Origin of the sequence: Bacillus ndiopicus (genome assembly GCF_000612805.1) — a bacterium.
Lineage (GTDB): Bacteria > Bacillota > Bacilli > Bacillales_A > Planococcaceae > Metasolibacillus > Metasolibacillus ndiopicus.
The window spans coordinates 198,224-213,348 of sequence record NZ_HG964403.1; the positions used below are offsets into that span (position 1 = coordinate 198,224).

The following is a 15,125-nucleotide window of genomic DNA, read 5'->3' on the forward strand; positions in this document are numbered from 1 at the left end:
AAATATTAGCAAAGGCGGATGATAAATGCGTTATAATCGTGAACAGGCAGTAGCGTATGCAAGGATGTGGTGGGATGGGCGCAACCCAGCCTTTCCCGCGTTTCGTGATGATTGTACAAATTTTATATCGCAATGCTTATATGCTGGAGGAGCACCAATGAGAGGAGCTCCTAATCAATCGGCAGGCTGGTGGATGCGACCAGAGCAAGGAATATGGAGCTTTAGTTGGTCAGTAGCCCATTCATTACGTTGGTATTTAGAAACATCTAAAGAGGGGCTTACTGCGACGCGTGTATATTCACCTACAGAGCTTGAAATTGGTGATGTTATTGCTTATGATTTTACTGGAGACAATCGGATTGATCATACGACGATTGTAACAAGTATTCAAGGTGGCATTCCATATGTTCATGCACATACATCAAATAGTGCAGACAGGGCCTACCATTATCGTGATTCGTCAGCGGCTACCCCAAATATGCGCTATTATTACTATCATATAGCAGATGTGTTTTCATATTAAAAGACTTAAATTTTGCACAAGTTATGCTATTGTATAAGAGAACCTAAAAGATGTAAGGGGATGGAGAAATGACAAAAACATTAACTGTACGAGAAGCTATTACAACTCGTCGTTCAATTAAAAAATTCAATGGGCAGCTTGTAAAGCGCGAAGATTTACTAAGCATTATTGATGATGCTGCTTGGGCACCAAACCATGGTACACGTGAGCCTTGGCGTTTAGTTGTAGCATGTGAGGGGCAATTGCCAAAATTACATGAGCTACTGCGTGATTTAGCTGTACCGAAGTGGCAGGAGCTACCAGAAGAGGTCCTAGCTACACAAATGCAAAAGTTTACTTTAGCAGGTGGCTACGCATTTATGATTGTGCCTGAAGATGCACGCCAAAAAGAACGTTTAGAGGATTATGCCGCAGCATCGAGCTTTTTGCAAAACATGCAGTTATTAGCTTGGGAAAAAGGTATCGGCTCATGCTGGAAAACGCCAGGCTTTTTAGATGTGCCTAAATTCCGAGAAGCATTAAATGTAAAGCCAGGTGAGCGTGTTATCTCAATGTTACAACTTGGCTATTTTGATGAGTTGCCAAAAGGCAAGGAACGTAAAACAGCTGCTGATATTGTAACTATTTTCGGAGAATAAAAAAGAAAAAAATCCACTGTGCATAGCAGTGGATTTTTTTACATGCGAAATGAGTTTAAGTGCTCTATTGATAGATAACTTGGTATCTTTATATGAGCATTTTAATAATAAGCAAAATAATAAAGAATTGAGTAAATGTTAGTTTATTTGGATTAAAGGCTGATTGGCAATTGACCTGAAAGCATAGGACGTGGCTCCTTTAGGTTAACTGCCATCCAGTAGCTCGAAAAAAATTGATAGAAACTTATGTTCAATTTACATATGTTTGTCATGCTATATATGAAACCGTCTAATCAATTCATCTTTAAAGTGTTTACCAGCAAAAATAAAATTTCCTACAAAAGCTAAGGTTGAAAGTAGCGCTGCCACAGCACTTGGCCAAATTAAATTAGAAACATTTAGTGCAAATAATAGCATTGGGATGAATCCAATAAAGACCATAACGAGAGAATACCAAAAATATTCATTCATCATCTTCTTCTCAAGCAACATCTTTAAAATGCTAAAGAGAATGCTAATTATTATTATAAATGGTATAAAAACATTAACTGACCATCTTTCATATCCAAAATTAAAATCTATTACGAAAAATGCAAGTGATGCTCCGAATGTTTGCGATACAATCTTAGAGCCTATATTTCGTTTAGACTTAATAGTATGACTTATGGGAATCAAAAGACAAAAAATAACAACTAAAACATAGATAAACGACAAAGTTGAATCCTTCTTGAAGATTAAAATATTTATTAGCATGCAAATACTACAAGAAATAATGGATAAACATAAGATTAATTTAGAAATAAAACTCTTTTTAGCGACCTCATTGTTGTAAATAGGGTATAGACTTTGCCGAGGAATATTTAATTCGTATGAGAGAACCTTTAAACATAGAGGACATCTTAATGGTTGACCATCTAAAGTTACTTTGCACTTTTCACATTTGTTCATGTCCTTATTCCCCATTCATTTGAATAAATTGTAACGTTTAGCTTCGTAACATCTGCTAAATATCGAAAGAAATATTGAATAATTTCCGTTTCAACGATTCTGCTTGTAAAGGTGATTGTCAGCTGATCATTTACGGAACAAACTCCACAATTGATAGGGCTTTTTGGTGTTGGGTATACGACAGCCTCCATTCGCTTCACATACTGACTCATTTCATCTGGTAAAGTAATCATACCTAAGTTTGAGAGTGTAATTGTCTTTTTACTGTCCCCTAAGCTATCAAAAGTATACTTTAAGAAGGCGTTCTTAATAAAAAGAGGAATAAGTCTAACCCAAATATTCTTTTCTATTTGAACATAGTTCGATATGTTTTTTTGTAAGCTTTCTTTTTGGACCTTTTGATTTAGTTGTTTAATAACTTCTGTCAAAATCATAGAAAATGTTGTTTTTTCAGTAACAGTAGCTCCGATGTTGACGACACTAAAAAAATTCCTTAATGTTTTGGAAGGGAATAATTTCCTTAAACTAACAGGAACCGCTATAATTATTTTTTTATCCTCAAGCCCATATTTCATTTTTTCAAAATAGATGCTATTTATCAATAATGCCGTTAAATACGCTGTTACTGTAGCCCCTTCTTGTTTGGCAATTGCATTTAATTGCGATGCACTTACAACTCCGTTTATGACATTGTTACCATAAGGTTCGATGGGTGTTCCGTTTATTTGAAATGCCTTTTCTTCTTTCAATCGTTGCCACTTTGATGGTTGATAATATTTTAAATAACTGTCTTCTACTTCACACTTAGTAGTCATCTCTTCAGGGAGTAAGATTAGCCCCTCGCTTTTGACGCTGTATCCAAGTAATAATAAATATTGATACACCAAGGTTTTTAGAAATTCTACTGCCCCCGATCCATCTGTTAATGAATGAAAAATTTCCACTGATATTCGTTTGTTATAATATAAAATGCGTAACAATCGTCCATCACTTGCTGGATAGCAGGGATAGTTTTCTTCCTCCTCAACTATGACTCTTCCTTCTTGCACATTCAAATAGTTCCAAAAAGAACCCTTTTTAATTTCTACAGATAACATAGGGTACCTTTTAATTGTTAAATCGGCTGCTTTCTGCAAAATATCACTTTGAACAACTTCCTTAAGAATCATCGCAACACGAAAGATTGCTGTATTAGATTTATTTTTTACAGCAGGAAATAATTTTGCTGCATTATCTAATCGATACCAATTATTCATAGTGCTACTCCTTTAATTTTGATACTACATTCATTCTATCTAGGAAAAGCGTCTATTTTCTTAATCATTTCTTACAAAAAACTTAAGTCTTTGATGTCCAATTTTAAAGAAGATAAAACCCAAGAATGCCATTGAATTAGCATTCTTGGGTTTACTAATATTTTCTGCAAAGGGTTTTTAGGTAGCCTCTCTAATTAATCAAAATTCCTTGTTATACAGATATATTACAAATATTAAATCAAATCCACCTTATCAATTTTACGAATTGCTAAATAGGCAATGTACACACCAATAATACCTAATGTAATTGGAATGAAAATAATATTATTCAATGATGCATCGCCATTGTTAGAGCACACAATCAAAACAATGATTAATGATGAAATAATCGTTGTTGGTACTGAGAATTTCCTCATTCCAAAGAAGAGAGGAATTAAGCTCATTCCTGTTGCTGCAAAGGAGTGCATCAAAATTTTTATACTATTATCAAAAATGCTCAAGGCTGTTAGCGTGCCAGGAATAAGATCATAGACATTACTTAACATAACTATAATACCTGAAAGAAATAGATTAGCTAAATTAATATTGATAAAAGTAAATATAGTAATAATTGTGAGCTTCGCCATAATGATTTTTTTGCGACTAATAGGATACATGAATAGTACGGTTATTGTTTTATTTTTGAATTCCTCAATGACAAATTTTGCAATTAGTGTCGCTGCATATACAATAAAAGTACCTCTTACTATTGTATTAATGATAATAAATAATTCATTATAATCTTTAAACGCAAACTCTCCTCTGGACTTTGCTTCAATGGTAATCAGTGTAATGAATGCAAGTATAACTAAATAAGCTATAACTGAACCTTTGATTAATGTAGCTAGTTTATGCTTTTGAAACTCTAATCGCATTAGATTAAGCATGTATGCCACCTCCATTAATTAACTTTAAGAAGTATTCCTCTAAGGAACTTTGTTTTTTACTAATTGCTTCAATTGCGATATCATGAATGACGAGCATCTTTGAGATTTCAGCCTGTGTCATTGAAGCATCGTAAATTCTTATTTTATTTGCATCAATCAGTTTAAAATTTGAAATTTGTAATTTGTCTTGCAAAATAAAGGCAGCCTTTGAGCCATTATCTACTACAACCTCAATATATTCAGTGTTGTTATCACGAACTTGATCCATTGCTACCTCTTCAATAAGTTTACCGTTATTAATTACACCTATTGTGTCTGCCATCTGTTCAATCTCACCTAAAATATGGCTGGAAATTAAAATGGTAATCCCATAATCCTTACATAACATCTGAAATAAATCTCTTAGCTCTCTTATCCCGATAGGATCAAGACCATTGATAGGCTCATCTAAAATCAATAGCTCAGGCTTTGTTGTAATAGCCCTTGCTATGCCTAGCCTTTGTTTCATTCCAAGAGAGAACTCCTTTACTGGCTTGTTATCAATATTCTTTAAATTTACAAGATTTAACGCTTGATCAATAGCTTGTTTATTGTAATATCCCATATATTCGCAATGAATTTGTAAATTTTCTCTCGCTGTAAGCTTTTCATAAAAAATTGGATATTCTATAATAGTTCCCATTCTCTTTAAAACTTCGTAGGACTCACTTGTTAGACCGCTATCAAATATTTCGATTTCTCCGCTAGTTGGTTTAACTAGGTTTGTAATCATCTTCATAATTGTTGTTTTACCAGCACCATTTGGACCTAAAAACCCATATATTTCTCCTTTTCTAATATGCATATTTACGCGAGAAACAACTTCTATCCCATTAAAGACTTTTGTTAAGTCGGTTGTTTTTAATAGATATGTCACTTCCATTCTCCTTTCGTTCATCAACTCTATTTATAGTATAAAAAGAAGAAATCTCATTTTTCTTACTCAAATCTTACAAAATTCTTAAGTTCCTTAAATCGCATTCTCGCTAGAAATCCATATCAATCTAATTTTAAGAACCAAATAAGTGGCTGTCTAGAAGGGCGAAATCACCTTTGACAAAACAGCAAAAAGTTGTCTGAAAGCAGGGGGGAGTCTGCTTTTCGGACAACTCTTTAATAGCTCACTCTTTGTAATGAAAAAGTAAAGATAGTTTGTTCATTTGGCTTGCTTGAAAGATGAATTTCTCCGCCTAATCTCTCTACTAATCTTTTTGTAATTGTCAGTCCTAGGCCACTTCCTTGGTAATTTTTATTCCTTGAATCATCGAGTGTGTACATCCTCTCGAATACACAATCAATATGGAGTTCATCAATACCTTTTCCTCGGTCCCAAACTTCTACATAAACGTTTTGTTCGTCAGCCCTTACATTAATCCCAATGATATTTCCATCAGCCCCATAAGAAATTGCATTCGAAATCAAGTTATTCAAAATTCGATTAAGTGCTTCTGTATTTCCTGACGCATAGATAGGTGCTTCAGGTATGTTGATACTAACTTCTATTCCTTTCATCGTTAAAATTTCATAAAAAGACAAAATGACGCTTCGGCATGTCTCATTTATATTGATTCGAGTGATTGGAAGCTCTTTATCTCCAGACTCTAGCTTAGCTAAATCGAAAAACTCTTGCATCATTTCCAACACTTCTAGCATTTTAGAGTGTACTTTCGTTAATAGATATTTCCGATCTTGCTCATCTAATTCTTCATCTACATTTAAAATTTCCAAATATCCTACAACTACAGTGAGTGGCGTTTTCAAATCGTGAGATATATTGGAAAGCATTCTTCTCATCGAGTGCTCCATTCTCGTATGCTTGCCAATAATTTGTTGGTTATAGCTTAGCAAATCGTTAATGGCAATCAATAATGATTGTAATTCTTTATTGTCTGTTACAACTAAAAGTTTTTCACTAGTTTCATCGTTGATAATAGTATGTAGTTTTTCATGTATATAAATTAAATCAAGGCTATCAATTTCTTTTTTCTTATATTGGAGATAAATAATGATAAGTAGTCCTACAATGATTATACATAATAATAGAATCATGTTATTCTGCCTCTAGCCTGTATCCTATTCCCCATAAAGTTTTTATATATTGAGGATTAGAAGGATCATGTTCGATTTTTTCTCGTAGTCTTCTCATATGAACATTAATAATATTCTCATCTCCATAATAAGCATCATTCCAAACAAGATTATATATTTGTTCTTTTGTGAACACTCGATTGCGATTGGTCACAAACAATTTTAAAATCTCGAATTCCTTCGATGTGAGCTTTATCGGTTCATTTTCTTTTATAGCAGAGTAATTGGCGATATCAACAATCAAATCACCTACGACAATTATTTGTTCTTCATTCTTTTCTTGGCTAGAGTACTTGGTCGCCCGTCTTATGGCTGCCTTCACTCTCGCTGAAAGCTCTATTAGCGAAAAAGGTTTGCAAATATAGTCATCAGCCCCTAATCCAAGCCCTAATGCCTTATCCACATCACTATCTTTGGCAGACATCATCAAGATAGGCATTGAACTTTTTGCCCGAATTATATTCATCGCTTCAAAGCCATCAAGCTTAGGCATCATAATATCTAAAATAACTAAATCAAACTTTTCCTGAAGGAACTTGGAAACCGCTTCTTCTCCATTCGAAACAGCTGTAACGGAAAAACCGTCCTTTCTCAAATAGTCTTCTACCATTTTGTTTATTGATTCATCATCTTCAGCTAATAATATATGAAAGCTCATTTTTTCCCCCAAATTTTTAATATATTTATTGTAATTGGCTGAAACAGCGAAAGCAAATAGCTTTGGTTTTTATCAATTTAGTTCTGTCACTGTAATAGATAGAGTCACAAAATATTTCGGGAAGTTTGAAGAGGGAATAAAATATGAAAGGCAGCCCTATTATTAATAATGCCAAGGCGTAATTGATTGCCACATAATTGTTCAACTTCTTTTAGACTCCCACTAAATACAACACAATTGGCAGAGAAATAACACTTATTGCTGTTGTAACGAGTGTTGTAAACGATACGAGGTCAGGCTCGGTATCATATTTTAAAGCAAGCATTGTTGTGTTTGCAGCAGAAGGCATAGCTGCTTGAATGATAAAAACGGTTTTTGCTAAATCGCTTAAAGGTAAAAAGGATAAGATAAGTGCTGCTATTAATGGTGAGGCAATCATGCGAATCATACTTGCACCTACAACAAAACGGTAGGTCACCTTTTTTCGTGAAATAACAGCAAGCTGCATACCTAAAACAAGCATAATAATAGGAATCGTCGCATTTGCTACAAGATTAAGAGCATCTTGAAAAGGGGGAGATAGCTTAAAACCTACCCAATGACATAACATTCCAAGTATTGCTGCATAAAGTACAGGCATACGTACAACACTTCGCAATGCTTGCTTATGCCCACCACCTTCTTGACCTCCAAGTGCAGCAAAGAAAATACCAAGAGTGTTCATTAACAAAGAGTGTAGCACCATGATAATAACAGCATAATCAAAGCCCGCAGGACCAAGTGCAAACAACACAACCGGTGCCCCGTAGTTGCCACTATTCATAAAAACACTACTTAAGATAAGAGCAGAGCTTTCAGATTGATTAGCTTGCGTTATTTTTGCAACGATGTATGTAATCACTAATAATGACAAGCTTAATGCCAGCGCGGCTAGCATCATATACATATAATCTAGTGTTATATCGTTTGTATAAAATGTTCGAAACGCTAGACAGGGCGATAATATATAGAGCGACATAGCAGAAATCGATTTAATATCGAATCCAATAAGCTTTTGAGCGATAAAGCCAACTAAAAAAATAACGAGTGCAGGCAAAATAATAAAAAATAAAGTCATTGCTTCTTCCCCTTCGATTACCGAAATAATTATGCTTTCATTATTGCATTTTTCTAAAAGAAGTAAAGATAAACAATTGACAAATATTTTTTTGTCTATTATGGTTATATACATAAGTGTATAACCGTATAACTATAAAAGGTGGTGAAGTGCTTGTGTTTGATAAAGATAAACCTATTTACCAACAAATTCGAGAAAAAATCGAGGACCAAATCGTTAACTGTCAGCTACTAGAAGAAGAGCAAGCTCCATCGACAAATCAGCTTGTTAGTTTTTACAAAATTAATCATGCAACAGTTTCAAAGGGAATTAATCAATTGGTAGAAGAAGACATTCTTTATAAAAAGAGAGGAATCGGTATGTTTGTGGCAACAGGAGCAAGAGAAAAGCTTTTGAAAAAAAGAAAAGAAGCGTTTGTTGATCAGTTCGTAGTGAGCCTTATTCAAGAGGCAAATAAACTTGAAATAAGCGAGCAGGAAATTATTGAATTAATTAAACAGGTTAAGGAGCGTGAAAGCTAATGGCAAACATGGAAGCAAAAAATTTAAGTTTGAATTATGGCCAGCATTTGGCGTTACAAAATATTTCATTTGAGCTAGAGGGGAATAAAATATATGGCCTATTAGGGAGAAATGGGGCAGGAAAGACGTCACTATTATCCATTATTGCTTCTTTCCAAAAACAATCAGATGGTACATTAACAATTTTAGGGCAAGCACCGTTTGAAAATGCTGAAATCATGCAGCAAGTAGTTTTTGCCTACAATAAAAATTATAAAGAAGAATCTGAAAAAGTAATAAATCTGTTAAAAGGCATAGCGAAATATCGCCCAAATTTTGATATGGAATATGCGGAACATTTAATTGCTCGCTTTAAAATTCCACATGATAAAAAGATGAAGCAACTATCGAAAGGTATGCAAGCAGCATTTGACGCCATTATTGGTCTAGCAAGTAACGCACCTATTACGATTTTTGATGAAATATATGCTGGCATGGACGCACCGACTCGAACGAGCTTTTATGAGGAATTGCTAAAGTCGCAAGAGCAATTTCCACGAATGATTATTATGTCTACACACTTAGTTTCAGAAATGGAATATTTATTTGATGAAGTTTTAATTTTGCATACAGGTAAAATGCTTTTACATGAGGAGTACGATACGCTTGTTTCAAAAGGTGTGACAGTTACAGGAAGAGCTGAAGATGTAGATGCATTTGTACAATCAATGCGCCAGCTTAGCACGCAGCAATTAGGCAGTACTAAGGCAGTTAGAGTGTATGGTGATATTTCAGAGCAGCAATATAAAGACGCGGCAATGCGCGGGTTAGAAATAGGTCCGATCACGCTACAAGATTTGTTTATTTATCTAACGGAAGAAGGGAATGATTAATATGCAAAAATCAATCTCAATGAGAGTTGCAAAAGATATGTTTTCAACACAAATGATTTGGGCGTCAGGCTATCTATTTGTCATGCTAATCATTTTTTTAGTAAAAACTGTGGGCTCCTTTATAAACGATATTGAAGCGAATAATTTTATTATGAAAATTATTAAATCTATCGCAAATGATAGAGAAGCTGATAGCTTTTCAACACTCATATTTTACTCATCTAATATTTTTATGTTCGTTATTGGGATTATAGCTGCCTATGGCTTTTTGCAATATTTTGTGAGCAATGGTGTGACACGCAAGCATTATTTTGTTGGCGCAGCGCTTGGTTCTTTCGGTGTCGCTATAGCAATACCAATCATTATCAAACTTGTACTATTAGTTGAGGCAATTTTATTAAAAATACTGCCAGTACAATTTGCAGATAGCGTAAAAATAGTGCAGCCTGACAATGAAATTGTAGGGCAAATAATCCAAAATATTCTGTTCTCTTCGTATATTGATTTAAACAGTAGCTGGCTAGTTGGCATTGTACTATTTTCTATTAATGCTTTTTGTTACTATGTAGCAGGCTGGTTAATTGGTATTAGTTTCTATCACTTCGGAAGTGTAATAGGGCTAGTTTCAATTCCAGTAGTGATTGCATTATTATTGATACATGCTGAAATAATGAATATCGCATTCGATATACAAACAATGAATCTATTGGTGATTCATGCAATGCCGATTCCAATTGCCTATCTATTAGCAATCTCTATTATCGCGATTATGCTTATTTTGATACGTCTGTTTACAAAAAAAGTAGTGATTAAGCTGTGAGATTTAACTTGAAAGGGGCTATTCAATTGGATTTTCTGAAATTTAGTATAGGGCGTTTAGTTTTGTATTTTGTCCTTGTTTCACTATTTCTTTTTGTATCAGCTAGTGTTGGGCAATACTTGATAGAAATGCAAAGTTTAAGTCGACAACTGGGTATGTTCTTACAGGGAATAATTTTTACAGCATTAACGATTATTGTACTTTATCTGCTGAAAAGAAAAAATCCAGATGTATTAGCTCGAATTGGTTTGAAGGGTATGAATTCCTTCCCTAAATTGCTGGTTGGGATAGCCTTACCTTTTATTTTACTCATATCTGGCATTTTAACTGCTTATTTGTTGGGTGGTATTGAAAATGTTAGTTTGAATTTGACAACAACGGTTGTGCTAGCAATTTTAATCAATAGTGTAACTGCATTTCTGTATGAAGCATTTCCAGAAGAAGTCTTTATCCGGGGGCTAATATTTGAAGAGCTACATAAGAAATACAGGTTTATCATCTCATTAATATTGCAGCCACTCATCTTTATAGCTGTACCAACCGCAGTATTGTTATTACAGACCGTATTCTTTGGCAATCCATTTACTCTAACAATAGCCCAGGTTTTATTGTTCTTCTTTTTTGGAATCGCTTTACAGTTATATAGAGAATACACAGGTACATTATGGATGAATATTATTTTCCATGTTATTTACCTTGAGGTGGCTAGATATATTTCGGTGGGGGGCATGTATGCTTCGGATGTTGCTCTTTTAGTATTTGATGAGACATTTGAAGGGTTTATGTTACTATACTTATCCTTTATGTTTATAGTAATATTAAGTGTAGTAGTGTTATCAGTTTTAGTATTTATTGATAAAAGAGGAGGGAAACACAATGTTTAAAAAACTAGCAGCAGATGCATTAGGACTATCGGATATTGGGATAGTTGTGCCAAAAGAGGATTTTGATAAAACAGATTCAGATGATTTTATTTTTAATGAAATTGATGAGAAAATTTACTTTTTAATTAAAACAAAGGCGGATGAATATTGCTTTACTAATTATGCGTTAATTCATGTAGATGGGGCTAATGCAATTAGCAAGAAGCGCATGTTGCGCCGTTATGATTATGAGCATGCAACGGTTGAAAGCGTTTTATTAGAAACAGCAGGTACAATTGATCTTGATGTAGAAATAAAGTTTACTATTGCGGATATCCCAATGTCGATTGATATTCATAAAAAATTCCTTACTGAAATTAAAGACTTATATAAAGCATTGCACGCAATTTCTTTAGAGCAGAAATCAAATACTTACAAATACGATGCTGCTAAGCAAAGTTTGACGCTAGCTGCCAACGCATTAGGTCGTGTTGGAAATAATGAGGTAACGCCTGCTAGCTCCTTTGAGGGCATCACAAAATTCTCACATGACTGGCTATTACAGCAGAAGGCACAGTATGTAAAAAAAGACTACAGTGACGTATTCGAACGCTATATTCATAACTAAGTTGGGGAGATTATTTTATGACAAAGACAACATTTGCATTAATTGGTACTGGTATAGTAGGAGAGCGCATTATTAATCAAATATTAGCGCATCCAAACTGCGAAATTACAGCAATTTTCGATGGCAATCAAACGCGTTTACAAGAAATTGCTGAGAAATATTCTATCCCTGCAGTTGCAACATTAGAGGATTTATTAGCAACACGTCCTGATTGGGTATATATTGGTACCCCACCAGTTAGCCATGCACCACTTGCAAAGGAAATTGCAGCACATGGTTTAAACATTCTTTCTGAAAAGCCATTGGCGCATGACGCATTGGATGGTTTAGAAATGGTTCAAGTTGCGGCCGGTGCGGGCGTACATACAGCGATGCATTTCCCATTAATGTATAGCCCAGCGGTGCATCAATTCAAGCAAACATTAGCTAATAAGGAATTAGGAGAAATTGTGCGTGTTGAGCTTCACACATATTTCCCAGAGTGGCCAAGAAAATGGCAGCAAAATCCATGGATTGCATCGCGTGAACAAGGGGGCTTTATCCGTGAGGTATTCCCACACTACTTACAATTAATGCATCATTTCTTTGGAGATATTACAATCTTATCACACGAAACAACGTATCCAGAGGATGTAGCTTTATGTGAGACAGGTGTGTCAGCCTTAGCAAAAACAGAAGGCGGTCTACCTGTTGTATTAAACGGTTTGTCAGGTATCGGGCAAGAGGAGCGCTTGGAATTTAAAGTTTTCGGTACAGAAAAAGTAATGACATTGCGCAACTGGTCTGAGCTATGGCTAAGTGCTGCATACGAAGAAGCACAGCAAATCACGCCGAATGTAAAGCCAGCATCATTATTAGATGCATGCCAAGCGCATTTACAAGGCGAAGATGCACTAATTGTTTCATTTGAAGAGGGCTTAAAAGTACAAAGATGGGTTGATGAGTTGTTGAAATAACTAGTAAAACTACCTTGCTGGTGGCAAGGTAGTTTTTGTATGCTTGAAAATTAATATTTGGTTATTTAAATAAGAGTGATATAGTAAAGATTCTCAAATAGTCAGGCAGCCAAATATGAATTTTAATACTTAAAAATATAAGTAAATATAATTTTTCAGCATTTGTCAAAATATTAAAAGGCACGTATGATACATAAAAAAGGAGGAATAGAGTGATTGCTTTACAGCGAGATCAAACAGTGAAAGAGCTAATGTTACAAGCAGCTATTCGTCGAGGGTTTCAAGAATATAACGACGAGTTAATTCGATTGCAACAAGGTGTATTAGGTGAACGGTATGTGGATCGAAGCTGGCATGATATGAAATTAACTGAACCATATTATTTAATTCATGATTTTCAAACAGAGGCTCATCAAATTGATACGATATTTCTTTGTCAAAAATTTATCTTGATAGTGGAAATCAAAAACATTGCAGGTCGCATTGATTTTGATGAAACACGCCATCAATTTATTAGAACACTCGATAATGGAACTATCAACAGTTTCCGTAACCCACTAGACCAAGTACGCCGCCATAGAAGAATGCTTCAAGGGGTAGTATCTGATTTACCCATTTTATATGCTATTGTTTTTGCTCACCCAAAAACAATTATTGGTCATATCCCACAAGGAGAGCCTATTTTTCATTGCAGTGGGCTAGAATTTCGCATTCGAAAGCTACTCACACAATATGCCACGCAATTATCTTCAATAGAGCTTCACAATTTAACAGCTAAATTATTACAGATGCATACAATTAAAAAACCACAATTACATATTGATAAAACAAAAATCCGCACAGGTGTGCTTTGTGCCCAGTGTCAGACTGGTGTAAAAATGCTGTATCATTATGGTCATTTTAAATGCCCCAAGTGTCATTACAAAGATACAGGCATTTTATTAAGACAAGCAATGGAGGATTATTGTTTATTAATAGACGAATGGATTACGAATGAGGAGTTTAGGAAGTTTGTAGGCGTTACTTCGGCAGATAGTGCAAAGCGGTTATTAAAAAAATTAGGCTTTCCATGTATTGGAGAGAATAAGGGGAGAAAGTATCGAATTTCTATAAAATAAGTCAAGTCGCTGATATATTCTTTAAAGTCGCCGATAAAATGAAAAAGTCGCTGATATATCCCTCAAAGTCGCCGATATAATTAAAATATCGCTGATATATTCTTCAAAGCCGCTGATATACTTCTAAATTCATTTAATATAAGCAAAAAATTATGACGGTTCTCCGAAAAAACAGCCAGTACCATAGCGCATAGCACCTTAAATAATGTATACTAAATAATAGTGACTATAATGAGAGGTAACTATTATGCAGAAGCAATCTATTATAAATCTATGGGCACAGGCTGTTAAGACAGGCATCATTAAATCTAATTTGATTCCAATGATTGCTGGGCTAATGCTTGCGCTTTATACGTATGAACTAAACTTTATTAACAACATCCCGAATATCATATTGGCAACAGTTGGTTCGGCACTTGTTATTGCGGCAGCTGGTATTTTTAATAATTTGTATGACCGCGATATAGATAAAATTATGCTTCGTACAAAAACACGACCTACTGTAACTGGGGAGCTTCATACACGTACAGTGTTACTTGCAGGGATTATCTTTTTAATTCTTGGTTTAATTGCACTGGCATTCACAACAACACTTGCAATGCTTTTAGGCTTTTTAGGTGTATTTTTTTATGTTGTGCCTTATACGATGTGGACGAAGCGCCGTACAATTTGGAATACAGAGGTTGGTAGTATTTCAGGGGCGATGCCGCCATTAATCGGTTGGGCAGCAGTAGGGCCAGATATTTGGCATCCAGCTTGCTGGGCATTATTTATTATTATGGTGATTTGGCAAATGCCACATTTCTATGCAATTGCGATTCGCAAGCATGATGATTATGCTGCTGCGAATATCCCAATGCTACCAGTAGCAAAAGGGCAGCGCAGAACGTATATCCAAACAAATGTTTATCTAGTAATACTCATGTTAACAAGCTTTTTATTCCTACCATTAAGTTTAGGGCTTACGCTAGTGTCGTTAGTTCTCGGCGGCATTTGGCTATGGCTGAGCTTTGTCGGCTATCATAAAATGGAAGGGAAAACATGGGCAAATAAAATGTTCGGATTCTCATTGATTCATATGACAGTGTTATTTGCGACAGTTATTATTTATGCATCTGTAGGGTTAATTTTACAGGCTCTATAAAGAAAAGGTC

The 15,125-nt window shown here is 34.9% G+C and carries 17 protein-coding genes; 10 read left to right on the forward strand and 7 right to left on the reverse strand.

Annotated features, from left to right (window positions below; translation table 11 throughout):
• Positions 1–25 precede the first annotated feature (25 nt).
• The gene (locus TY13_RS00920; RefSeq protein WP_042470520.1) at positions 26–523 is read left to right on the forward strand and encodes an amidase domain-containing protein; all 498 of its coding nucleotides are present in this window, start codon (positions 26–28) and stop codon (positions 521–523) included.
• A gap of 68 nt (positions 524–591) precedes the next feature.
• Positions 592–1,161 carry a nitroreductase family protein gene (locus TY13_RS00925; RefSeq protein ID WP_042470523.1) on the forward strand — a complete coding sequence of 190 codons (570 nt, stop codon included), beginning with the start codon at positions 592–594 and terminating at the stop codon, positions 1,159–1,161.
• A gap of 273 nt (positions 1,162–1,434) precedes the next feature.
• Here TY13_RS00925 and TY13_RS00930 read toward each other — a convergent pair whose 3' ends face one another.
• The 7 genes from TY13_RS00930 to TY13_RS00960 all read right to left on the reverse strand — a co-directional run bounded on the left by TY13_RS00930 (position 1,435) and on the right by TY13_RS00960 (position 8,193).
• On the reverse strand, positions 1,435–2,109 hold the full coding sequence (locus TY13_RS00930) for a DUF6320 domain-containing protein (RefSeq protein ID WP_042470525.1): 675 nt from the start codon (positions 2,107–2,109) through the stop codon (positions 1,435–1,437).
• A complete protein-coding gene (locus TY13_RS00935; RefSeq protein WP_042470527.1) occupies positions 2,106–3,365 on the reverse strand; it encodes an alcohol acetyltransferase in 1,260 nt (419 codons plus the stop codon). The genes TY13_RS00930 and TY13_RS00935 overlap by 4 nt, the downstream gene beginning before the upstream one ends.
• A gap of 233 nt (positions 3,366–3,598) precedes the next feature.
• Entirely contained in the window at positions 3,599–4,291 is a 693-nt protein-coding gene (locus tag TY13_RS00940) for an ABC transporter permease (RefSeq protein ID WP_042470529.1), read from the reverse strand.
• Positions 4,284–5,207, reverse strand: coding sequence for an ABC transporter ATP-binding protein (locus TY13_RS00945; protein WP_042470531.1), 924 nt, complete (start codon positions 5,205–5,207; stop codon positions 4,284–4,286). Before TY13_RS00945 ends, TY13_RS00940 begins: the two co-directional genes overlap by 8 nt.
• 236 nt (positions 5,208–5,443) lie before the next feature.
• The gene (locus TY13_RS00950; protein ID WP_042470533.1) at positions 5,444–6,379 is read right to left on the reverse strand and encodes a sensor histidine kinase; all 936 of its coding nucleotides are present in this window, start codon (positions 6,377–6,379) and stop codon (positions 5,444–5,446) included.
• Between the two features lies 1 nt (position 6,380).
• Positions 6,381–7,076 (reverse strand): response regulator transcription factor, encoded by a 696-nt coding sequence (locus TY13_RS00955; RefSeq protein ID WP_042470535.1) that lies wholly within the window; start codon positions 7,074–7,076, stop codon positions 6,381–6,383.
• 211 nt (positions 7,077–7,287) lie between these two features.
• Positions 7,288–8,193, reverse strand: coding sequence for an AEC family transporter (locus tag TY13_RS00960; protein ID WP_042470537.1), 906 nt, complete (start codon positions 8,191–8,193; stop codon positions 7,288–7,290).
• Positions 8,194–8,348: 155 nt separating this feature from the next.
• On the opposite strand from TY13_RS00960, the gene TY13_RS00965 reads away from it, so the two are divergent.
• The 8 genes from TY13_RS00965 (at position 8,349) to cyoE (ending at position 15,115) form a co-directional block, all read left to right on the forward strand.
• A complete protein-coding gene (locus TY13_RS00965) occupies positions 8,349–8,714 on the forward strand; it encodes a GntR family transcriptional regulator (protein WP_407637697.1) in 366 nt (121 codons plus the stop codon).
• Positions 8,714–9,586, forward strand: a complete 873-nt coding sequence (locus TY13_RS00970; protein WP_042470541.1) for an ATP-binding cassette domain-containing protein — start codon at positions 8,714–8,716, stop codon at positions 9,584–9,586. The genes TY13_RS00965 and TY13_RS00970 overlap by 1 nt, the downstream gene beginning before the upstream one ends.
• Before the next feature lies 1 nt (position 9,587).
• Entirely contained in the window at positions 9,588–10,406 is an 819-nt protein-coding gene (locus tag TY13_RS00975; protein WP_154661484.1) for a hypothetical protein, read from the forward strand.
• 26 nt (positions 10,407–10,432) lie between these two features.
• Positions 10,433–11,290 (forward strand): CPBP family intramembrane glutamic endopeptidase, encoded by an 858-nt coding sequence (locus TY13_RS00980; protein ID WP_042470544.1) that lies wholly within the window; start codon positions 10,433–10,435, stop codon positions 11,288–11,290.
• Entirely contained in the window at positions 11,283–11,897 is a 615-nt protein-coding gene (locus TY13_RS00985) for a PH domain-containing protein (protein ID WP_042470546.1), read from the forward strand. The genes TY13_RS00980 and TY13_RS00985 overlap by 8 nt, the downstream gene beginning before the upstream one ends.
• A 17-nt stretch (positions 11,898–11,914) precedes the next feature.
• Positions 11,915–12,853, forward strand: a complete 939-nt coding sequence (locus TY13_RS00990) for a Gfo/Idh/MocA family protein (protein WP_042470548.1) — start codon at positions 11,915–11,917, stop codon at positions 12,851–12,853.
• A gap of 212 nt (positions 12,854–13,065) precedes the next feature.
• Positions 13,066–13,971 carry a nuclease-related domain-containing protein gene (locus TY13_RS00995; protein WP_042470550.1) on the forward strand — a complete coding sequence of 302 codons (906 nt, stop codon included), beginning with the start codon at positions 13,066–13,068 and terminating at the stop codon, positions 13,969–13,971.
• 247 nt (positions 13,972–14,218) lie between these two features.
• Positions 14,219–15,115 (forward strand): heme o synthase, encoded by an 897-nt coding sequence (gene cyoE, locus TY13_RS01000; RefSeq protein ID WP_042470551.1) that lies wholly within the window; start codon positions 14,219–14,221, stop codon positions 15,113–15,115.
• The last annotated feature ends 10 nt before the right edge of the window (positions 15,116–15,125 follow it).